The 21,799-nt window shown below is 45.6% G+C and carries 24 protein-coding genes; 7 read left to right on the top strand and 17 right to left on the bottom strand.

Features of this window, described 5'->3' with window-relative positions:
* Window positions 1–1,605, top strand: a 1,605-nt coding sequence (locus tag F6K49_RS23365; RefSeq protein WP_293100520.1) for a WD40 repeat domain-containing protein, incomplete at its 5' end; no start/stop codon positions are given.
* Window positions 1,606–1,753: 148 nt separating this feature from the next.
* On the opposite strand, the gene F6K49_RS23360 is transcribed toward F6K49_RS23365, so the two are convergent.
* Window positions 1,754–4,063, bottom strand: coding sequence for a S8 family serine peptidase (locus F6K49_RS23360; RefSeq protein ID WP_293039346.1), 2,310 nt, complete (start codon window positions 4,061–4,063; stop codon window positions 1,754–1,756).
* 545 nt (window positions 4,064–4,608) lie between these two features.
* On the opposite strand from F6K49_RS23360, the gene F6K49_RS23355 reads away from it, so the two are divergent.
* Complete coding sequence (locus F6K49_RS23355) at window positions 4,609–5,082, top strand: Fur family transcriptional regulator (RefSeq protein ID WP_075905509.1); 474 nt, start codon at window positions 4,609–4,611, stop codon at window positions 5,080–5,082.
* Here F6K49_RS23355 and F6K49_RS23350 read toward each other — a convergent pair.
* Window positions 5,047–5,187: a hypothetical protein gene (locus F6K49_RS23350; RefSeq protein WP_158069877.1), complete on the bottom strand. Its 141-nt coding sequence runs from the start codon at window positions 5,185–5,187 to the stop codon at window positions 5,047–5,049. The two genes, F6K49_RS23355 and F6K49_RS23350, sit on opposite strands and share 36 nt — an antisense overlap.
* Window positions 5,188–5,409: 222 nt before the next feature.
* Between F6K49_RS23350 and F6K49_RS23345 the strand changes: the two genes are divergently transcribed.
* Entirely contained in the window at window positions 5,410–6,564 is a 1,155-nt protein-coding gene (locus F6K49_RS23345) for a quinone-dependent dihydroorotate dehydrogenase (protein ID WP_293023674.1), read from the top strand.
* Between the two features lie 207 nt (window positions 6,565–6,771).
* Here F6K49_RS23345 and F6K49_RS23340 read toward each other — a convergent pair whose 3' ends face one another.
* Entirely contained in the window at window positions 6,772–7,569 is a 798-nt protein-coding gene (locus tag F6K49_RS23340; protein WP_293100517.1) for a PhzF family phenazine biosynthesis protein, read from the bottom strand.
* Window positions 7,570–7,711: 142 nt separating this feature from the next.
* A complete protein-coding gene (locus tag F6K49_RS23335) occupies window positions 7,712–8,296 on the bottom strand; it encodes a DUF2808 domain-containing protein (protein WP_293023668.1) in 585 nt (194 codons plus the stop codon).
* Between the two features lie 333 nt (window positions 8,297–8,629).
* On the opposite strand from F6K49_RS23335, the gene F6K49_RS23330 reads away from it, so the two are divergent.
* Together F6K49_RS23330 and F6K49_RS23325 are read left to right on the top strand one after the other, a co-directional pair.
* Window positions 8,630–9,817, top strand: coding sequence for a 1-acyl-sn-glycerol-3-phosphate acyltransferase (locus F6K49_RS23330; protein WP_293100514.1), 1,188 nt, complete (start codon window positions 8,630–8,632; stop codon window positions 9,815–9,817).
* 390 nt (window positions 9,818–10,207) lie between these two features.
* The gene (locus F6K49_RS23325) at window positions 10,208–10,723 is read left to right on the top strand and encodes a DUF4149 domain-containing protein (RefSeq protein ID WP_293023662.1); all 516 of its coding nucleotides are present in this window, start codon (window positions 10,208–10,210) and stop codon (window positions 10,721–10,723) included.
* Between the two features lie 105 nt (window positions 10,724–10,828).
* Here the strand turns inward: F6K49_RS23325 and F6K49_RS23320 are convergent, their stop codons facing one another.
* Window positions 10,829–11,116: a TMEM165/GDT1 family protein gene (locus F6K49_RS23320; RefSeq protein ID WP_293100511.1), complete on the bottom strand. Its 288-nt coding sequence runs from the start codon at window positions 11,114–11,116 to the stop codon at window positions 10,829–10,831.
* Window positions 11,117–11,137: 21 nt separating this feature from the next.
* Window positions 11,138–11,464: a TMEM165/GDT1 family protein gene (locus F6K49_RS23315; protein WP_293023656.1), complete on the bottom strand. Its 327-nt coding sequence runs from the start codon at window positions 11,462–11,464 to the stop codon at window positions 11,138–11,140.
* A 178-nt stretch (window positions 11,465–11,642) separates the two neighbouring features.
* Between F6K49_RS23315 and psaK the strand changes: the two genes are divergently transcribed.
* On the top strand, window positions 11,643–11,933 hold the full coding sequence (gene psaK, locus F6K49_RS23310) for a photosystem I reaction center subunit PsaK (RefSeq protein WP_081431422.1): 291 nt from the start codon (window positions 11,643–11,645) through the stop codon (window positions 11,931–11,933).
* A gap of 75 nt (window positions 11,934–12,008) precedes the next feature.
* On the opposite strand, the gene cbiM is transcribed toward psaK, so the two are convergent.
* From cbiM to kdsA, 11 genes are all read right to left on the bottom strand, one after another.
* Window positions 12,009–12,686: a cobalt transporter CbiM gene (gene cbiM / locus F6K49_RS23305; RefSeq protein ID WP_075905497.1), complete on the bottom strand. Its 678-nt coding sequence runs from the start codon at window positions 12,684–12,686 to the stop codon at window positions 12,009–12,011.
* Window positions 12,673–13,167, bottom strand: a complete 495-nt coding sequence (locus F6K49_RS23300) for a carboxypeptidase-like regulatory domain-containing protein (protein ID WP_075905495.1) — start codon at window positions 13,165–13,167, stop codon at window positions 12,673–12,675. Before F6K49_RS23300 ends, cbiM begins: the two co-directional genes overlap by 14 nt.
* A gap of 247 nt (window positions 13,168–13,414) precedes the next feature.
* A complete protein-coding gene (locus F6K49_RS23295) occupies window positions 13,415–14,224 on the bottom strand; it encodes a DUF4382 domain-containing protein (RefSeq protein WP_293023648.1) in 810 nt (269 codons plus the stop codon).
* A gap of 110 nt (window positions 14,225–14,334) precedes the next feature.
* Window positions 14,335–14,460, bottom strand: a complete 126-nt coding sequence (locus F6K49_RS23290) for a hypothetical protein (RefSeq protein ID WP_293072229.1) — start codon at window positions 14,458–14,460, stop codon at window positions 14,335–14,337.
* Window positions 14,461–14,710: 250 nt separating this feature from the next.
* Window positions 14,711–14,821 (bottom strand): transposase, encoded by a 111-nt coding sequence (locus F6K49_RS53535; RefSeq protein WP_364305118.1) that lies wholly within the window; start codon window positions 14,819–14,821, stop codon window positions 14,711–14,713.
* A 78-nt stretch (window positions 14,822–14,899) separates the two neighbouring features.
* Complete coding sequence (locus tag F6K49_RS23285; RefSeq protein ID WP_293072228.1) at window positions 14,900–15,172, bottom strand: hypothetical protein; 273 nt, start codon at window positions 15,170–15,172, stop codon at window positions 14,900–14,902.
* A 25-nt stretch (window positions 15,173–15,197) separates the two neighbouring features.
* The gene (locus tag F6K49_RS23280; RefSeq protein WP_293100504.1) at window positions 15,198–15,389 is read right to left on the bottom strand and encodes a hypothetical protein; all 192 of its coding nucleotides are present in this window, start codon (window positions 15,387–15,389) and stop codon (window positions 15,198–15,200) included.
* Window positions 15,390–15,654: 265 nt separating this feature from the next.
* A complete protein-coding gene (gene mraY / locus F6K49_RS23275) occupies window positions 15,655–16,764 on the bottom strand; it encodes a phospho-N-acetylmuramoyl-pentapeptide-transferase (RefSeq protein WP_293023642.1) in 1,110 nt (369 codons plus the stop codon).
* A 634-nt stretch (window positions 16,765–17,398) separates the two neighbouring features.
* Complete coding sequence (locus F6K49_RS23270; protein WP_293100501.1) at window positions 17,399–18,610, bottom strand: glycosyltransferase; 1,212 nt, start codon at window positions 18,608–18,610, stop codon at window positions 17,399–17,401.
* A 604-nt stretch (window positions 18,611–19,214) separates the two neighbouring features.
* Window positions 19,215–19,721 carry an HAD-IIIA family hydrolase gene (locus F6K49_RS23265; RefSeq protein ID WP_293047039.1) on the bottom strand — a complete coding sequence of 169 codons (507 nt, stop codon included), beginning with the start codon at window positions 19,719–19,721 and terminating at the stop codon, window positions 19,215–19,217.
* Between the two features lie 20 nt (window positions 19,722–19,741).
* Window positions 19,742–20,572 (bottom strand): 3-deoxy-8-phosphooctulonate synthase, encoded by an 831-nt coding sequence (gene kdsA, locus F6K49_RS23260; protein WP_293100498.1) that lies wholly within the window; start codon window positions 20,570–20,572, stop codon window positions 19,742–19,744.
* A 502-nt stretch (window positions 20,573–21,074) separates the two neighbouring features.
* Between kdsA and F6K49_RS23255 the strand changes: the two genes are divergently transcribed.
* The coding region (locus F6K49_RS23255) for an ISAs1 family transposase (protein WP_293100494.1) at window positions 21,075–21,799 on the top strand (725 nt) is incomplete at its 3' end.

Raw genomic sequence — 21,799 nt, 5'->3', positions numbered from 1 at the left:
TTCAGCCGGGATGGCCAGACCTTGGCTTCTGGCAGTGATGACAAGACCATCAAACTCTGGAATCTAGAGACGGGCAAGGTAATCCGCACCCTGATCGGGCATGATGACTTGGTCTTTAGCGTCAGTTTCAGCCCCGATGGCCAGACCTTAGCTTCTGGTAGTGAGGACAAGACCATCAAACTCTGGAATCTAGAGACAGGCAAGGTAATCCGAACCCTCATCGGGCATGATGACTCGGTCAGGAGGGTCAGTTTCAGCCGGGATGGCCAGACCTTGGCTTCTGGCAGTGATGACAACACCATCAAACTCTGGAATCTAGAGACAGGCAAGGTAATCCGCACCCTGATCGGGCATGATGACTCGGTCAGGAGCGTCAGTTTCAGCCGGGATGGCCAGACCTTGGCTTCTGGCAGTGATGACAACACCATCAAACTCTGGAATCTAGAGACAGGCAAGGTAATCCGCACCCTGATCGGGCATGATGACTCGGTCAGGAGGGTCAGTTTCAGCCGGGATGGCCAGACCTTGGCTTCTGGCAGTGATGACAAGACCATCAAACTCTGGAATCTAGAGACGGGCAAGGTAATCCGCACCCTGATCGGGCATGATGACTTGGTCTTTAGCGTCAGTTTCAGCCCCGATGGCCAGACCTTGGCTTCTGGCAGTGATGACAACACCATCAAACACTGGAATGTAGAGACGAGAAGGAAAATCCTCACCCTCCAGACCCTCCAGACCCTCATCGGGCATACTAACAGAGTCACGAGATTCAGTTTCAGCCGGGATAGCCAGACCTTGGCTTCTGGCAGTGATGACAACACCATCAAACTCTGGAATCTAGAGACAGGAACCGAAATCCACACCCTGATCGGCCATGATGGCGCTGTCAATAGCGTTAGTTTCAGCCGGGATGGCCAGACCTTGGCTTCTGGCAGTGATGACAACACCATCAAACTCTGGAATCTAGAGACAGGCAAGGTAATCCGCACCCTGATCGGCCATGATGGCGCTGTCAATAGCGTTAGTTTCAGCCGGGATGGCCAGACCTTGGCTTCTGGCAGTGATGACAACACCATCAAACACTGGAATCTAGAGACAGGAACCGAAATCCACACCCTGATCGGCCATGATGGCGCTGTCAATAGCGTTAGTTTCAGCCGGGATGGCCAGATCTTGGCTTCTGGCAGTACTGACAAGACCATCAAACTCTGGAATCTAGAGACAGGCAAGGTAATCCGCACCCTGATCGGGCATACTAACATTGTCAATAGCGTTAGTTTCAGCCGGGATGGCCAGATCTTGGCTTCTGGCAGTACTGACAACACCATCAAACACTGGAATCTAGAGACAGGAACCGAAATCCACACCCTCATCGAGCATGATGGCGCTGTCAATAGCGTCAGTTTCAGCCGGGATGGCCAGACCTTGGCTTCTGGCAGTCTTGACAACACGATCAAACTCTTCAGGATCAAACTCTTCGGGAATCTAGACTTAAACTTAGACTCTTTAATGGCGAAGACTTGCGATTGGGTGCGCCATTATTTGGAGAATAATCCTAATGTCAGCGAGAGCGATAGGCAATTGTGCGACCATGTAAAGAAGTAGTTGCAAAAGATAAAAGTTTTTAACGCCGTAGCAGCTATTCGTCAAGTCCCTTGACCGTAGGTCACCCTACGCGAACGCGACCATTTAAAATTAAAGGTAAAGAATTAAAAATTCTTTACCTTCACTTCCTTAATCAGTAATCTTGATCTCAGCCCATCCACTTGTGGTGCAGAGCATGATCACCAGCGGCGACAAAAACATCAAGGCGGTCAGGTCCCCAAGATGCTGCTGCTACCCCAGCAATGCTGTAACCACCTAGGTTTTTCCAATTTTTCCAGGCAGAACCATCCCAGGAACGGCAATAGACCTTGCCCATGGATCCAATCACGAAACAATCGAGCTGGTTGACTCCCCTGGACACAGCGGCTACACCATACTGACAGTAGCCTCCCAGTTTTTCCCATGGACTCCAAATCGAACCATTCCAGGTCTTGTAGTATAGAGCGCGATCGCGACCAATGGTAAAGATAGCGATATGGTTTGGACCCCAAGACACTGCTGCGGGTGCAGAAATAGAGTAGCCTCCTAAGTTTTCCCAGCCCCGCCAAGCCGAGCCATCCCACCACTTGTGGTAGACGGCGTGGTCAGTACCAATCACAAAAGTGTCAAGCCGGTTAGGTCCCCAGGAAGCAGCCGCTGGAGCATACAAGCAGTAGCCCTCTAGATTTTCCCAACCGCGCCAAGCCGAGCCATCCCACCACTTGCGGTACAGGGCATTATTGCTACCAACCACAAAGGTGTCAATGCGGTTATTTCCCCAAGAAACCGCTGCGGGTGCAGAAATAATGTAACCCCCTAAGTTTTCCCAGCCACGCCAAGCCGAGCCATCCCACCACTTGTGATACATAGCGTGGTCAGTACCAATCACAAAGGTGTCAATCCGATTAGGTCCCCAGGAAGCAGCCGCTGGACTATATAGGCCATAGCCGCCTAGATTTTCCCAGTCACTCCAGGTATCTTCACTGGGGCGAGGGGTGGGGGGAGTTTTGATTTTGTCAAAGGCTACCTTGGGCTGAATAATGCCAGCACCGGAATGCTGATCCCATCCCTGAGAACCAATATTTTTAGCAGTACTCTCCAGGAGTTTCTTAACCTCCTCCTGAGTTAGGCTCGGCTTGGCTTGCTTGAGCAAGGCTACTACTCCAGCAGCAATGGGTGTGGCAGCAGAGGTACCGTTATCACAGGGGAAGTAACCCCGGAAGTGGGTGATGGAACAGAAGTCAGGCTTTTGGGGGGACAAAGCCGCTGGTCCTTGGCTGCTATAGCCGACAAACTGTTCATTCTTGTTAACTGCGCCCACTGTCATCACTAGGGGATGACCATTCGCGCCCCAGATACTTTTACCAGGACCGAAATCTGAGGCACAACGACCATCAGGACAGGTTCCACCACAGTTACCAGCGGCAAACAGAACTAGAATCCCTTCATTGATCGCTTCCACAACTTTGCGGGTGAAGGGATGGTTAGGATTTCTGGCATAAGTCTTATCCCACTGTTCCTGGTAAATTCCCCAGCTATTGGTGAGAATGTGGGGTGTGCCGTCAATTTTATACTGCTTGATTGCCCAATTGAACGCAGCCAGGGCGTTAGAGATAGCATTCCCTACTAGTGGAAAGTCATAGAGCTTGGCTTCTGGAGCCATACCCAACACATCTGTAGCGCACATATTGCCATGTTCGCCCCAGCTGCGAGCTTGAGTCCCCCATGCCACCGTGCGGTGGTAGCCGCCAATAACATTGGGAATCCGCTTGGAGGGTTCTCCGGGACGCACAGGACGACCAGCTGCTGTAATCCCGCCATCAACGACACCAACAACAATACCTTGACCTTTATAACCAGCAGCATGAATTTGATCAACGCCAAGATACTTGGCTACGTCCGCCATAGTTCCCTTAGCCGCCCCAGGGTTACAGTCACAAGAACCAATCGGACAGCTACCAAACCCTGCCATTGGTTCTACCATCGGATACTCTTGCTGTAGGGTGGTAGTGTTGAAGGGTTCGATCGGGGTGTCTGGCCAGACTTTGATGACATTAGGTTGGGCTTCGAGGGCAGCAATTTGGTTTTGAGCAACTTTGCCCTTGACAACAATTACCTCTTCATTAGAGGCTTGGAGCTGCATGGCCAGTTCCGGTGTCTCAGGATCCATCGATACTGGCTCGTAGTCATAATCGATTTGGAAGCTAGGAACCCTGAAACTTCCTGCCATGTATAAAAACACGTTAGCCCCTTGATCCTTAGGAGCTCGCATTTCTACCAGCACGTTCTCCATTTCACTATCTGGGGCAGATGAACTCATGGGCACTGCTGTGGGTATATTGCCTTGACTGGATACAGCATTCATGTCAAAGGATGACATCTGGTCATCAGCCATTTCCCCTAAGGACATGCCATTGGTAGTTGCTCCACCATTGGTCATACCTGGAACCATGGGTTCTTGGTTTTCTGTGTTTTCCATTCTGCTAATTTCTGATTATGTTTTATAATTGGCTCGATAGAGAGGAGTCTGTGTTGACTTTTGTTTCAGAATCAGGTTGATGTGAGTGTTTCTGAGCAATACAGTCAACTACCCATTGACCCTGAAGAATTCCAGATTTTTTTCCAAAGTTTTTGTAAAGGTGATATACTTCCGTTATAGCTCAGTTGCATTGCTTCAGTAGCTGCTGTGAAGAGCAATGGCTTAGTCAAGACACCTGGATCTTGTCCGATGGCTAAGCAGAGCACATCTAGATGGTAGGGTGGGGTAGTTCAGGATTTTGTAGTAAAATATAGGATATAAGGCTTAGGGCTACCAAATTTAACTGAAAATTAATTTAAACAGGGGCATTCAAGGTCAAGGAAAAACTTGAGAACAGGGAAGTTGAGAACAGAAAGTATTCCCCGTTTACCCTTTCCCGTTGCTTCCGATCACACGATAGCCTTGTCCTGGCTTAAGTGAATAACTGCCTGAGCTATAAATAAATTTAAAGGGATTCCTTTTCGTTAAACTCATCAACTCATGTCATGCAACAAGAAGCGGCAGCTGCTAAACCAATTCGTTCACTAGAAGATGCAATCGACAAGTGTCAGACCCTGGGTATGCGTCTGAGTCGTCAACGTCGCTTTATTCTAGAACTGTTATGGGAAGCTAAAGACCATCTGTCAGCGCGAGACATTTATGACCGATTGAATCAACAAGGTAAAGTTATTGGTCATACTTCTGTTTACCAGAATTTAGATGCCCTATCCAGTCAAGGTATTATTGAATGTATTGAGCGCTCGGATGGACGGTTGTACGGCAATATCAGCGATACTCATAGCCATGTCAATTGCCTGGATACAAACCAGATTCTTGATGTTTATGTAGAACTACCGGAAGACTTGCTCAAGCAAATTGAGGCACAAACTGGTGTAAAGATTACGGAATATCGGATTGATTTTTATGGTTACCGTCAGGAGGGATCACCTAACTCCCCGTCGGGTGGTTTGAGGGAGTAGGGAGTAGGGAGTAGGGAGTAGGGAGTAGGGAGTAGGGAGTAGGGAGTAGGGAGTAGGGAGTAAGAGTTGCAAAAACTGATTGTAACTCAGTGATAAAAATGTCATTTTAAGTTACCCAAACAACGCCCTTTTTTTAGGGTTTGGTCATAACGCAACTAATTAATCAAAGAATCAATCAAAGTATGACGTTTGAATGGGTAAATTAAAAATTGAAGTAAATCCACAGTTGTTAATAACAACTAGCCAGATGGTGGAGTATTTTGTTCAGCACTGATTTACTAACTCGCTGACCTACTGACCCATTGAGCTACGGACTCACTCAGTATTATGGATATTTACCAATCTACCATTCGTCCAATTTTATTTTCTGGGTTGAAGACAGATCCAGAATGGTTACACAATCGAACTCTAGCGCTATTGAGCTGGCTGTCATCGAATCAGGAATCTACTCTAGGTCACTGGGTTAAGGGTCAATTACAGCAAAGGTTTTGCTTAAATGATGGTCGCCTCGAACAAACCCTCTGGGGAGTAAACTTCCCCAACCCTATGGGTTTAGCAGCAGGATTTGATAAAGATGGTGTGGCTGCTGGAATTTGGGGAAGCTTAGGGTTTGGCTTTGCTGAACTGGGTACTGTAACCTTTCACGGTCAACCGGGAAATCCTCGTCCTCGTTTATTTCGCTTGGTAGAAGACAAAGCTGCTCTGAATCGGATGGGATTTAATAATCTTGGGGCTATAGCAATGGCTGCTCGATTAGAACAGTTGAAGGTTAACAGGTTACAAGTAGAACAGTTGAAGGTTAACAGGTTACAGGTTGGGATTAATCTAGGTAAATCTAAAGTAACACCCCTAGCAGAGGCAGCAGATGACTATCGGTCGAGTTTTGGCCTGTTGAGGGAATTGGGGGATTACTTTGTGGTTAATGTGAGTTCACCAAATACACCAGGATTGCGATCGCTTCAGGATGCCAGTCAACTTAGTCTGATCTTAGATGCTCTGCAACAGGAAAACGTTTCCCAAAAGCCGATTCTGGTCAAGATTGCCCCGGATTTAGAGTGGAATGCGATCGCAGATGTCCTTGAGCTTGCCCAAAGCTATGGGTTAGCTGGGATTATTGCCACTAACACTACCATCCGTCGGGATCTGCTTAAAACACAACGGATTGCGGCAACGGGCAAACCGGTAACGGAAGAAGCTGGAGGGATTAGTGGAGCACCGTTGCGTCAACGTTCTACAGAGGTAATTCGGTTTATCTGGCAGGAAACTCAAGGAACCTTACCGATTATAGGGGTTGGAGGCATTTTTACGGCGGAGGATGCTTGGGAGAAGATTACCGCAGGTGCTAGTCTAATTCAGGTGTACACGGGTTGGATTTATAACGGTCCATGGATGGTAAGGCAGATTCTGCAAGGGCTGTTGCAGAAGTTGGAGGAAAGAGGCATGAGTTCAATTTCTGAGGCAGTGGGTTCTGGGTCTGGTTGAAGGTTGAAGGTTGAAGGTTGAAGGTTGAAGGTTGAAGGTTGAAGGTTGAAGGTTGAAGGTTGAAGGTTGAAGGTTGAACGCGATCGCTTGGCCAAAAGGCCAAGGTTGTCTGTCAGAATGCAGAATGTAGAATGCAGAATGTAGAATGTTGTTCGCCTTTGGCGTTCGAGAAGGGTAGGTGGTTTGATTGAGTGTTAACCTTCAGGATTAGATGAGCAATTCTGAGCGCAGGATAGTAACTGCTTGTCCACTCAGAAAAACGCGATCGCTACCGGTATAGTTAACCTTTACTACACCACCCCGAGAGGAGGCTTGGTAGGCTAAGAACTGATCTTTACTATTGCGATTGCGCCAGAAGGGAGCGAGACAACAATGGGCAGAACCTGTAACTGGGTCTTCATCAATTCCCAATCTGGGGGCAAAGAATCGGGAAACAAAGTCGTATTCTGAATCACTGTCAGCCCAACTAGTCACAATTACCGCAGACAGAGGTAAGGTTTTCATCAGTTGGAAATTGGGCTGCATCTGCTTGACCAACTCTTCCGACTCTACCTCGACCAAATAGCCTAGGGAATTTTTCCCAACCCACTTGATCGGTACACCCAAGGCTTGGCTGAGTGCTTCTGGAGTACTGATAACTTCTGAGGGATTCACCGGGAAATCTAGTTGAATCCACTCACCCTGGCGCTGAGCCATCAGCAATCCACTCTTGGTGTAGAACCGAATCATTTGATCAGGGGACAGATGTCCCTCTGACCAAAGAACATGAGCACTAGCTAGGGTGGCGTGACCGCATAAGGGGACTTCCACTGTTGGTGTAAACCAACGCAAATTGAAACCATCCTCTTGCTTGACTAGAAATGCGGTTTCAGATAAATTCATCTCTCGCGCTACGTTTTGCATCCAACTGTCATCTTGAGCAGTTGGTAAAACACAGATAGCAGCAGGATTTCCTGTAAAGGGTTTACTGGTGAAAGCGTCTACTTGAATAATGGTTTGTCCCATAATCAGGCAAAAGGTTAAATCAAGTCTGGTTAATGAGTTTTAAAATGGTTGATTGTGTTAATTGTTAATTGTTAATTTTAACTTTATCATTCATAATTAATAATGAACTAACAATTAACATCCAAGGAATGTTCCGAAGATGTTATCTAAAATTGAGCCTATCTCCCGCTGGAGAATAGAACTGTAAACGTCCAACACCTAAATATAAACCGTAGGGGTTCTCTCCAGGGGGGAAAGCTGTAACACCAAACAGATAGACGCCTCCCCATCGTGGATTGCGAACAGGACGAAGCCCAACCGTAATGGTTTTTCCTGGGTTTACTGGTGGATCGAAGGTAACTGAAATTGTTTTGGTTGAGTCGTCTTTTGTGACCCTTCCCAGAGATAACGGCTGACCCCGGTCTTGGTAGGTTCCTTCAAATGCTGAGGATTTCTCGGGATAGAATTGAATCTTATATCCTCCTTGACGCTGATTAATAGTTAATCTTTGGAGTGGTTCACCAATATCCCCTGGTAAGTCCACGGTGAAATAGTATGTTGCTCCTCGCACATCAGCTTGATTAAACGTAGTTACTGCATCCAACAACCTAGGAGATTTCTCAAATGAAACTCTCCCATCCGCTAACTCAACGGCTTGGGTTGAGGGAGTATCCAAAATTACTAAGGATAAGACTAAGGCTATAGTAATTTTGATAAAGTTTACCGAAAACAGAAGCGGCGCACGCAAGCTCAATCTCTTTAGAGCTAGGATCAAGGGTGACGTAGCGGTATATGACGCCGTTTTTTGTTTGACTTCACCATCTAACATGTTGACACTACTGATGATTCTTGTTATTTGATAATTCTAATGTGAAAGGTTAGTAGGCAAACCATAATTGATCCGGTACAACTATGGCATCTGTCTGTAGTGAGGAAAATCCCGAAGGGAGCAAAGGTGGGGAATAATGGGACCATCGACAATGGCAAAATGGCACAATAATTTATTTCAAGTCAAACTGTTTAAAGTATTTATGATCTCTCCATCTCCCTAATCTTCCGATCTCCTCCTGGAATACATGCTATGTCTGTTTTGTCAAGCCCTCAATTCTATGCACCTAGGCTCAATCCCCTATTAACCCGCATCTGTCAAAGCTTTTCTGATCTAGTCGCCGATAATTTTTATCAACTGAAGTTAGTGGTTGAGTCTACGGACCTAGAGAAACTGGCTCGCTTGGAAGAGGAACGGGTGGTTTATCTCCCCAATCATCCTACCCTTGATGATGGGATGGTTCTGTTTCTGTTATCAACTCGGTTAGGGCAACTCTTTCACTATGTTGTGGCTTACGAGAGTTTCCGGGGATGGATGAAAAAATTTCTGCCGCTGATAGGAGCCTACTCGATTCGAAGGGGTTTAGGCGATCGCACCAGCATTGCCCAAACCCTAAAGTTACTGAAGCAACCAAGTTGTGATTTGGTGATTTTCCCCGAAGGGGGCTGCTCTTATCAAAATGATACGGTTATGCCTTTCCGAACGGGAGCTATTCAACTGCCTCTACAGGCAATGAACCAAATGGTGAAACAGGGTGAACCTGTTCCTAATCTCTATTTAGTACCGGTAAGTCTGAAGTACCAGTACACTGATTCCATGAAGCCGGTGATTGATCAGACCCTGTCCCGTCTAGAGAAGGCGTTCAAAATTAATGCGATCGCACCAAACTTCTATGGGCGTTTACGGGGTGTTGCTGAGCAAGTAATTCTTCGCTTGGAGACTGAATACGACCTTAATCTAGACCAAACCACTCAGATCGATTGGAACCAACGGATTAACCAGCTCAAAACTCATCTGTTGATTGAGTGTGAACAGAAGCTAGAGATAACACCGGCAACCATGACACCAATCCGAGAACGAGTGTATAAAATTCAGTCAGTCTTAAAATCCCGTGCTCAAGAGTTAGACCAGTTTGATGAAACCACTTATGAATCAATTTACCAAGCTACTCTCCGCCTGCTGAATTTCGATGCAATTTATGATGGTTATGTTGCGGCTTCCCCTACCCCAGAGCGTTTTTTGGATACCCTGACTCGACTAGAGCGGGAAGTGTTTAAGTTTGATCGACCTTTGGTGAAAGGACACCGCAAAGCGATGCTCCGCATTGGAGACCCCATAAACCTCAAAGAGCATTTTGAGTCCTACAGAAAAAACCGAGCAGGAACAGTGGAGATGTTGACCCAACAACTACAACAGACAGTTCAAGAAAATTTATCGTAAGCTATCAGCTATCAGCGTGTCGCGTATCAGCTACAGGCCAATTCCTGAATGCTTAGATGGGCAAATCCCCAGACTTTAAATCCTGTAAAATCTCGAACTATTAAATTCTCCCGTGTGGGCATTGGCGCACGCTACGCGAACGATGTTTATTTTAAGGATTAGGCTGACGGCTGTTGGCGTAGCCTGCGCTTCGCGCATATGCTGACGGCTGTTGGCGTAGCCTGCGCTTCGCGCATATGCTTACAGTATTACTCAACTGGATTTGAGATTAGTCCTGACGATTAATTTAAAATTTGTTTGCAAAAATACTTTTTTTTGCAAAAATACTTCACACTTTTTGCAAAAACAATTGGTTAAGCTAAGAGCAGGATAGAAAGTAGAGGAAATTTTATGAACGCTGTTTTTGGCGTGGATTCACAGCAGAGCCGCTGGCGAACCATTGCCATGTTTGCTTTAGGGTTTTGGCTCAGTAGCAGTTTGGTTATAGACTTTGTGATCATGCCATGCATGTCTACAGCTGGCATGATGAGTCAGGCTAGTTTTGCTACAGCTGGCTATTCAATTTTCTGGACATTTAATCGTGTTGAGCTTTTGTGTGGCGCTTTAATATTAGCCAGCCTCCTAGTTCTGCGTGGTAATTCTAATCTTTATCATTACGTCAGACGCTGGTCTATTTTATTATCCCTGCTCATGGTAGGGATCGCAATCATTTATACCTACATCATGACACCCCAGATGAGCGCCATGGCTCTACAACTGAATCTTCTAGAGCCAGTGAGTGGCATGCCAGCAGGAATGGTGCAAATGCATGAAGGCTACTGGCTGCTAGAAGCAATCAAGTTGATGGCAGGGACTACACTACTTAACTGGTGCTATAAAGACTATCGTAGATTGGTCTGTTCGTAACTTGCTCCCACACTCCCCCTAACCCCAGGGCTGATTCATTCTCGTGGATCTTGTGGACATTATTGTCAGGTTAATCAGGTGAAAGGGAGGTGGGGTGGTAGAGGATCAATCCTCCACCGTTCTTTCTGAAGGCCACAATAGCCGTAATGCCATCAAAGCAAAGCCAATGGCTGCGATCGCTTTAAGTAGACGAGTAGGCAATAGATGAGCCACCCCTCCCCCAGCTACTACACCCAGAAAGCTAGCAAGTATCAGTGCCGCTATAGTTCCCAAAAACACAGTACGGGGGGAATTGAGACTACCACTGAGTGCGATCGCAGCCAATTGGCTTTTGTCTCCAATTTCAGCTAAAAATACAGTTAGGAAACTTAGTCCTAGTAATTGCCAATCCATCTTCTAATCACTAATTCATAACTAATTCAGTTTGATTGCGTCCCACAGAAGCATAACTGATATCAACAGTAAAAGTGTTCCGGCAGCAGTATCCATCATCTCAGGGGAGAAGCGCTTAGCCAGCCAATGACCAATCAGTACACCTAGCAAACTAGTAGATATCAGTGCTGCGGCAGCACCAACAAACACAATCCATGGAGACTGGGATTCGGCAGTGATGAGTAGTGTTGCCAATTGGGTCTTGTCGCCCATCTCGGCTAGAAAGATAGTTAGGAAAGTTGAACTAAAGATTCCCCATACAGCCATCTGGTTTGCTTTTACTGGCTGACTCTGGTCAGATTGAGTCACTGGAAAACTGCTCAAGATATAGGTACTCTATACAATTTACCAAAATTTGCATAACTTTACATAAATTTCTGAGGCTGTGATCACTCTGAAATCTCAAAATGTAAATTCTTAAAACAAGTTGAGATTTTTCTCCCCGAAAATTCTTATGATTGCTTTGATTGCTGATCAATTCATCAATATGGGAGAAACTACATTGATTAACTCAATTTTGTTAGCTGCTGTGGAAACCTCTGTTCCGGTGACCCCAGAGTGGAGTCCCACAGTGGGGATAGTAATGATTTTGTGTAATCTGTTTGCGATTACTGTTGGTCGCTTTGCCATCAAAAACCCCGGTCAAGGCCCAGCTTTACCCGGTGCCTCTGGACTGTTTGCCAATTTTGGCATCCCTGAACTGTTGGCAACTACTAGCCTGGGTCACATCCTAGGCGCTGGTGTCATCTTAGGTCTAGCCACTAGTGGTGTTTTGTAAGGTCTGAAAAAGAACTTGGCTCCAGGGGAAGAGAGGGGAGAGGGGGCAGTGGGAGAAGCCCTAATTAGTCGAAAATCATTTTTGAGTTTTGATATCGTATTTGCTTCCCCTTCCCGATTCCCCTAGCAATTCTGGTTGAACTCGCTGCAAAAATAACACGACTGCCGCTGAAAACGACCCCTCGATCACCATCAGGGGGATATGGGCAACCATTAGCCCGTAAATTGCTGTCCGTTCTGTTGCCACATTAATAGTAGCAGGAATATTGGTAATGACTAGGACGAAGAATATTAGCGTCGCCACTCCCAAGCCAGCAGCACCTGCCAAGAAGCTGAAGATAGCAGTAACAATTCGATTGCCTTTACCAAACACCCGCCGCAATTGGAACAGGTGATACGCCAAGATTGCTGATATTCCCATCATGGCTGCATTTATCCCGAGGGTGGAGAGTCCACCATGCTGGAACATAACTGCTTGAAAGAACAAACCAATCAGAATGGCAGGAATGGCATAATAACCTAAAATTGCCCCTAACAAGCCATTAAGAACGAAATGGACACTCGCTGGTGGGATGGGGAGGTGGATTGAGGATGCCACAAAAAAGGCAGCGGTCAGTAAGGACGCTCTGGGAATTGCCTCCTGGGGGTTTTGATGTTGATCAATTCGACGTAGGGCATACCAAGTGAGTCCACCAGTAGCTGCATAACCAGCAAGACAGACAGAAGCAGGGAGAATACCATCAGGAATGTGCATTAGTTTTCCTCCCTAAGAAAAAGAGTGCTGTACCCACAAATCCCCAGACACCAGCAGCTGCCATGAGCATTCTCTGAACAGGGGTGTAAGTAGGACTGGTTGATGAGCTCATTAGGTAGTTACCCGCTGCTGATGACTGACCCGCTACAGCAGAATTCTCTTCACCAAGAGTAAGAGTAATCATGCCACCGTGACCAGCTTGGCGCACCTGAATTGTCCAATTTCCCTGCTGAGCGTAATCGGGAGCAAAGATAAACCTGCCGTTGGTGTCACTAGTCCCTGTCTGCCAAGGAGTGGTAGGATTATTGGGAGCATAAATGGTTACTTGGGCATTAGACATCGGTTTACCAGTGTCGTATTTAGCATTAATCTCAATGGCCTGGATAGTTTTAGATTCAAGCTTAGTGCCGTGAGCCTCAGCATTAACTGACCAACTCAAGACAGAAACCAGGCTCAGTAGCATCAAACCTTTCCACTTCATCCTTAATTCTTGACTGTTGAGTGTTGACTGGATTTAATTGACATATTTTTTACTTTCCGGAAAAGTCGTCAATCTCTGTGACCCTCTCCCACTCTTCCACTCTCCCACTCTTCAAGAGTCATGCAAATTAGATGGGTCAGAGCTGATCAGGTTTGATTTTTATAGCACTACCTCTCGATTTTTCCTTGTCTTGATAAGGACTCTAGGTGATAAGACTCCGGGGTTTGGAGTAAGGGTGTTGGGTACGTCATGACCTGGAAATTGGAGTAGATTTACAGTGACCTTCACCCACATGACCTAGGTTAGGAAGAATCTCTTGAGTAAGCTGCTGATAGGTTCCAGCTGGGAGTCCTGATTTAAGCTGAGCCATTGTCACCTCTAGTTTGCCGTTCTTAGCGAGTGCAGCTAATGGCTCAAATCCGATCGCACCAGTGTTGAGGGGGTCATTAGCCGTCACATCACTATCGCCAAAAATGTGATCGAAGTGGAAGGTAGCTTCTATGTCCGCTTCCCCATCCTTGGCTAGAATCCCTTTGCGCTGATCACCGACAAATTCACCACAGCGGTATTCAATCTCTTGGTCAAGTTTGATCACAAAATCAATGGTTTGTCCCTGCTTACTGGCTTTACCACCCATCACTAGGGTTTGACCCATTGCTGGACCAGTGTTGGCTTTGACTATTTTCCAGGAAAGAGCATTGTAATGACCAGTTGGTGCATCAGCTATCTCAGCAATCAGAATTGGCTCGGCATCCTCTCCCCCTTCCGCTAAATCGATGGTTTTGGGATTGGGGAGGATAATTTTCTCTTCGACTGAGATTTCCTTTACTTTATCGGGGTTATAGGGAGGGTTAGCTTGGTAAGCGGTCACGTCCGCTAGGTTGATGTAAACCCGATCGAAAGATATTTGCCAACTGTCTTTGGAAATAAAGCCCTGTCGGACAAAGTCTTCACCGTTAGCCCGAAATTGCAGCTTGCCATTCCCTGCTGTAGGCTTAGTCTCGCTCTTTGGTTTACCATCACTACAGCCTGAGAGGCAAATTACAGCTATAACCATTAGATTTACCCATATTTGCACCTTTGTGATCATGATTATGCGATCGCTTGTACTTTCGCTTTTACCTTAATTAGTATACAAAACTTAATAAAACTGAGTTTTGGGGTAATTTACAATGCCCCTCTCCCCCATCTGCCCACTGCCCTCTCCCCCATCTGCCCACTGCCCTCTCCCCACACTTCCCGCACTTCCCACACTCCCCCCTCTCGACCAACACCCCCGCGCCCGGGATACATCACTATTTTCAGTAATTTAGCTGATGGTTTTAATACAAATTGCTGAGGTCTCTTAAAAAAAAATAAGGTGCGCTTTCCGTAGGCGAATTAAATTCGCCACGGGTCGCACCTAAGTAGGTGGGCTTAATTAAACCTTAAAAAGTTGATCATTTTTACTATCTACATTTCCAGATATTGTCCACTGTTGAAGCTGATAACCTACTTGGCAACTTCGTTTTTTTATACCTTCTTTAACGGCTAAAGCTAGATCCTATTTATCCTCAAACATTCGACCAGAGATTTGAGGAATTTTAAGTTGATGCCACTCCCCATCTATTAGATTAAGTTCTGGACTATAAGTTGGCGAAAAAAAAAATACAATCCCATTTCTAACCAGTCTTTTTATTTAGCTCTTATCTGATGACTTTTATGACTTGAGTATCAAGGGGTGACAACAAGGTTACAAAGCACTCTGGATAACGGATATAGCGTTAAGTCCTCGCTGAAAATTGAGCCGTTTGTGAGGTTGGATATGCATCAGAATAAAAGCTAAATCTGACCAGTTATTGAGAGATTGAACCGAATCTGGAGCGTACAATCCAATCCAAAAATAACTATGTCGAGCCGTTGAACGTTCCGGTTCAGTAGGACGACAAATATACTCACTAACTTCGAGATTTTGTAAATATTTTACCTGTAAAGTTGCCTGGGTATAAGCGATAGAAATGAGCAAAACAATAGCCAGTAAACGTCGCTCATTAACTTTCGTATTTTCGAGAGGTGCGCTTCCAATAAACTGCTAAATTCAAATTACCAAGCTGATGGGCTTTTGTGCAAGAAATGTTTTTATAAAACCGAGACATTCCTGGTTTAATTCCTAAGTTTTTCAGCGCTCGATAAACGGTGTCATCATCTTGAATACAAGTGCCCTTAATAGGGACGCAAAGCAAAGTCTACTTTCCTCTGGTCTAGCCACTTAGCCAGTGTGATACTGTGAAATTCTCTGTCTCCTAATAGAATGACTGGATAAGGGCGCATAAGAATGAAGGATGAATCAGTAGACCCGTTGCAAAAATAGTGTCTTGATGCCGCCCCTCCCGATGAGCGACTACATCAAGACAATCAGCAAAAATGTCAGTCGGCCTTGCTTAAGGATGGTATGATTTTGCCCCCCTAGCCTCCCAAGGCAAGGCTGGACAAAGACCCAATCACAATTCAAGCCAAACACAACAACACTAGAAGCCCATTAACTAAATAAAATACCGCCACTATCTGGGTCTCTGACCAGCCAGAAAGTTCCAGATGATTGTGGAACGGTGACATTTTTAATAAACGCTTACCCACCCCATTGGCATCTTTGGTGGCTTTATAGTAACTAACTTGAGCAATCACTGAAACTGCTTCTACGAAGAAAATACCACTAATTATAAATAAACTCCAGAGGTTCCCAGTCAAAAGTCCTACCGCTGCAAGTGCTCCTCCTAGGGCTAGAGAACCGGTATCCCCCATGAAGACTTTGGCGGGATTGCGGTTGTGGGCAATAAAACCCAGGCAACTGCCACTCATACAAGCACAGAAGACCATTAAACCAGGGGAGGTCGGAGCAATCAGGGCAGCTAGTCCTAAAAATGCGATCGCACAGGTTCCTGCTGCCAGTCCATCCACTCCATCGGTAAGATTAGTAGCATTACTTTCTGCTAATAGCACAAATATACCCACCGGCCAAAACAACAATCCCAAGGGTAAGACGATCCCCAAGGGTAGGGTGATGTTAGTGATACTGGCTGGCTGGGTTTGTGCTAACCATAGACAAAACAGTAAACTGACCACAATTTGTAAGGCCAGTTTCATTCTCGGGGACATCCCTTTATTAGAGCGACGTTGGACTACTTGCCAATCGTCCACCCAGCCGATGAACAGATAGCCAAGGGTGGCTAGGGATACCGCTAGGACCCGGATAAAATCCTGCTGTTGGAGGAATAATCCTGACCACACCAGGGCAATCACCACCGCTACCGGCACAAAAAATATGCCACCCATGGTGGGGGTACCCGCTTTGTGTAAATGGGATTGGGGACCCTCTTGACGAATAATCTGACCCATTTTGAGTGCTTGTAGAAAGGGGACTGCTCGATATCCAATGCCAGTAGTGATCAGAGCACAGATCAACAGGGGTATAGTGATGGAGTTACCTGCGATCAGGGACCGAGCTGCTGTCCCATCCAGAATTAATGCACCCAGAGTTAAGCCGATTGATAGAATATATAGGAGTTTAGTTCCCGTTAAGTTGAACAACTGCCCAGACAATCGTTTAGAATCTACCACAAGCCTCTTATTCCTTTTTTTTAACACTCCTCACAAAGATACAATTCCCTGTATCTTTGCTTATATCCGTATAATTTACGGTTACGAGTCAAATCCTAACATCAAAGGTCTGCGATCGCTCAGGGTAGGATTGATTTTTTAAAATTTACGAGATTATCAAGGCATGACCGGATGACAGGATGACCGGATCACTACCAAGGTCTAGGGAGTTATCAGCTATCAGCTATCAGCATATGCCCTACGGGAATGGCTGACGGCTGATCCCTGACCGCTGTTCCCCCAGGGCATATGCTTACCAACAGCTGAGTTAACCATGGCGCAACTGCACTCATAGGACTTACGCAAATCCCTCAATTTAACGCTACCTGTAGGGTGGGCAAGGTTTTGCCCACCCTACCCATGGATTCTGTGCGTAAGTCCTGACTCAGACTTCCCTCTTCCCTGCTCCCTGCTCCGAACGCGCCCCGCGTGGCCGACGGCCTCAGTCCCTGCTCCGAACGCGCCCCGCGTGGCCGACGGCCTCAGTCCCTGCTCCGAACGCGCCCCGCGTGGCCGACGGCCTCAGTCCCTAAAAACCCAGAACGAAAGTACCTAACAGCAATTGCAAACCGCTGTATTTTTGAATAGCGACTTGCTAAATACTAGTTAAAATACGCTGAAGTTTCTCTAGGAGCTTATCAGTAGAATGAAGACGTCTATAACCATGAAAATCCGGTTGCACTTCTTGGTTATAGTTATCCAGTTTACTACAGAGCAGACCTATAGTATAAATACATTGCAGCACATCCCCTTCATTGATAGTTAAACCCAATTTAAATTTGCTCACTCTCTCTGCCATACAAAACTTGCTGCTCACAATCACAGGTTTTTCAAAAACTGCTGCTTTAGTCAGGATATTACTACTGTGCGGGAAGTTATTATAGGCAGCAAATAAGATATGGCAAGTACTAACTAAAGCGTTGAATTTTGCTTCATCAGGAATACGCTGAAAATAAAAAAAGCAGTTAGGTAATTTTAGGTTAAGAAGAGTCTGGAGTCTTGCTTGCTCCTGGAAAGTGTAGCTCTGCTTGGATAACTGACCAGCGAAGACAAAAACATAGTCTTGTTTCACCATCTGCTGAGCAACTTCTAAAAGTGTCAGAACTCCTTTGCGCTGGGATTGTATGCCTAGTAATGCAATGATTTTTTTGCCTTCAGCTTTGGCTTGAATTTGTTTCACGATTGACCAATTCAAGTCTGGGGCTGACTCGTCGGTAAAATCGGGAAAAGTAATTACCGTTTTGCCGTTGATTTTGCTTTGTAATTGCTTAGCAATCCCTTCGTCAAGAACAGCAATAGCTGGGCAATGAGAGGACTTTAAGGCAGCATGAGGTTTTAGAGGACCTCTATTGATAGACCAAAACGTTTGTTTAAGCCTCAAATGACGAGGTTTAACATAGAGACCAGACCAAGGGTAAGGGAAAATCTTGTCTACTATATGGTGTAGCAGGTAGGGTGCTAAACAACTATCAAGCCAGGGAAAAAATACTAGATCGGGTACTTTACCAATTTTTGATGAAGCATACTGAATGCTAGCTTTGGCGTAGTACCAACGTTTTAATGCATTCAGGGCTGTGCGAATTCCATTGATACCAAATGAGCTAGGCTCTGGTCTTTGAAATTGAAAAACCTGGAATTGCTCTTGATAGTTAGGGCAGTTAAAGGCAACCCATTCAGTTAATTCTAATGGTTTTGGGCAGAAGGCTATTACTTGATGACCAAGCTCAAGTAACGTTTTGGTGAAAACCTTGAGGTATGTTGGACGATATCCATTCCAATTTTCCTCAATGAGAGCAATGGTTTTCAAGGTGATAACCTCTTAAAATAATTATATCTGGCTAGTATCTATCAATACATACTAACTAAAGAGATATCAGGGCTCATAATTTTACTTTTCCAGAGTTATTAATATACTCTATATAATACTAATTTAAAGAAATACGGATTGCTATATAACTTTCTATAGTGATCTGATAGTGCTGTTGACGGATGCGATCGCATTCTAATCTTGTAACACCTGATGATATAAGTCCATATATCGCTGGGCTTGCAGTTCAAGGTTGTTGATTGCTGCTCTTAACTCCTGCTCGTGTTCCAACCTACCAGCTGCATAATTTTCATAGAAAAGCTTGGAAGTGAGTAGGAATGCTTACCAGTTTAATTCAAAACCCAGCTGTTCCCGTAGCGTGGGCGTAGCCCATAGGCTTACTACTTGAGAAATATTGCCTACTAACCCTTTCAGACATTATCTTTTAAATCGGGATAGTCTTCTATACTTGCTACGGGCATAAACTGAGCTTTTGGTTCAGCTGTAGCGTTTAAGTTCTAGGCTGCGGGGGCTGATAGCACCTCAAGTAGCGTGCGCGTAGCGCTTAAGCTGATAGCTGATAGCTGATAGCTGAATACTTACCTTAAACCTGTGCTTTGATCAAGAGCTCACATATTTCTCGAACCGCTCCTTGCCCACCTGCTAATTTGGTAACATACACAGCAGTGTCTTGGTTTTCTGGTATCCCATCAGCAACAGTTAGGGGACATCCTACAGCTTTCAGAACGGCTAAATCAATGATATCATCACCAACATAGGCGACTTGGGAAAGAGATAAACTTAACTGTTCACAGAGTTCTTTGAGGACAGCTAACTTATCTTCAACGGCAAAAAAACTGTACTTAATTCCTAGCTTTTGGACTCGATGTCGGGTTGCTCTAGAACTGCTATTGGTAATAACAGCTACCTCAATTTTAGTCTGTTGGAGTAGCTTGATTCCCATGCCATCTTTGACATTAAACTTTCTGAGTTCTTCACCGCTTTCTGTGTAGTAAAGTCCGCCATCGGTCATGACTCCATCTACATCTAGGGCTAGCAGTTTCACCTGGGATAAACGTGCTTGTAATTCAGTCTCAGGGATGTTATTCATAGCAAATTTATCCGCCAATTTTACCCAATTGTAGCGTCCAAAGCTGCACGAACATTCAGAATTCCCTTGAGGACATTTTCCAGTTCCGCCAATGGCACCATATTCGGACCATCACTAAGGGCGATGTCAGGATTTTGATGAATTTCCATGAACAGAGCATCAATGCCAACGGCAGCCGCAGCTCTGGCCAAATAGGGAACAAAGTGCCGCTGTCCACCAGATTGATCTCCCTTTCCTCCTGGCATTTGGACGCTATGAGTGGCATCAAAAACCACAGGATAACCTAACTCGCGCATCTGAGGGAGGGAGCGAAAGTCTACCACTAGGGTATTGTAACCAAAACTAGTACCCCGCTCAGTGAGTAAAATATTTTTGCCTCCCCCAGCTTCCAGTTTGGTGACCACATGCTTCATATCCCAAGGGGCAAGAAACTGACCTTTTTTGACATTAATTGCCCTACCTGTGGCAGCCGCAGCGATTAGCAAGTCAGTTTGGCGGCACAAAAAAGCTGGGATTTGCAGGACATCGACTACTTCAGCAACCGTTGCAGCTTGGTGACTTTCGTGGATATCGGTAAGCACTGGCACACCCACCTTCTGTTTAACTTTCTGGAGAATGTCTAGACCTGTGTCTAGGGTTTGTCCCCGAAAGGAGTTGATTGAAGTTCGATTGGCTTTGTCAAAGGAAGACTTGAAGATGAAAGGAATATTTAAGCGATCGCATACTTTATGGATCTCCTCTGCCATTTTTAAGGTAAAGTCTTCCGATTCAATCACACACGGACCACCAATCAGGGTGAGTGGGCAGCGATCGCCAATCGAGAGGGTATCAGTGATTTGGGTATGATTCATGAGTTTTCCTGACTGTTGGTTTCTCAACACAGAAGCTTGGCTACTGGTTTTGGATTGAGAGAATATATATAATCCTAAAAGAATTGTGCTGATTTTTGTGTAAGCATTCAGCTATCAGCTATTGGGAATTAAACGAAATTTAAGCCCAAATATACCCCAAACCCTCTTTGTGAGCGGCAAATACATCCCTATTTTTGGTCAGCCATATGTGCAAAGCACACGCTACGCGAACGAAGAAACGAAAAGACATAGCTGTACGAAAAGCTTTATTAGCTTCAGTATCGCTTCCTCTACCTTTTCTTCTTGTCCCAAAGCGGCTGCGATATCTTGTAACAACTCAGGGTAATCGCATCTTAATTTTGTATAAAATGTACTTGACAAATACTTAGGTGTGTTATGAAAATCCTGATATTCCTTGAGGCTACCTCCCAGAAGCCCAAGCAGTTAACCTGAGGATCAACAAAAGTTTCTATTTCCCCATCGTTGGTCATGTCAAAAGGCAATGGCCGCACTTGTGCTGACACCTCAGCAACAACAACAGGCATTGATTCTTAGAAAGAGTGTTCTTAAACACTTTCAACACCTACAGGATCCCCGTGTGGAAAGAACCCAGCATCACAGTTTGCTAGGGATAGTCACCATTGCCATTTTGGCTATCCTCTCTGGAGCCGATGGGTTTGTCGCCATTGAGACCTACGGCAAAGCCAAGCTTGGGTGGCTAGAGACCTTTTTGGACTTACCCTATGGGATTCCCTCCCATGATACCTTTGGCCGGGTGTTGGGTCGCCTCGAACCCCAAGAGCTAGAAACCAGTTTCCTGAGTTGGGTCAGCAGCATCACCGAGAAATTAGGTGTGAGACTGATTCATATCGATGGCAAGAGGCTAAAAGGTTCTTATGACCGAGAAAGCCAACTTAAAGCTCTGCACAGTGTCAGTGCCTGGAGCAGTGAACATGGGCTGGTGCTGGCTCAGCAAAAGGTCGAGAGCAAGTCCAATGAAATCAAGGCAGTACCTCTGCTGCTGAAGTTGCTTAACCTTAAGGGAGCTGTAGTGACCCTCGATGCGATGGGAACCCAAATCTCCATCGCTGGGCAAATCAAGAAGGCCGAAGGAGACTATGTTTTGGCTCTCAAAGGCAACCAAGGTCAGCTCAGCCAGTCAGTAAAGGATTGGTTTAAGCAAGCTCAAGCTCAGAACTGGCAGGGGATTGAGTTCACTCACCATCA

The sequence above is a fragment of the Moorena sp. SIO3I6 genome, from assembly GCF_010672095.1.
Note: the sequence above shows the minus strand (reverse complement) of the source record. Positions and strands in the feature narration are given on the sequence as shown.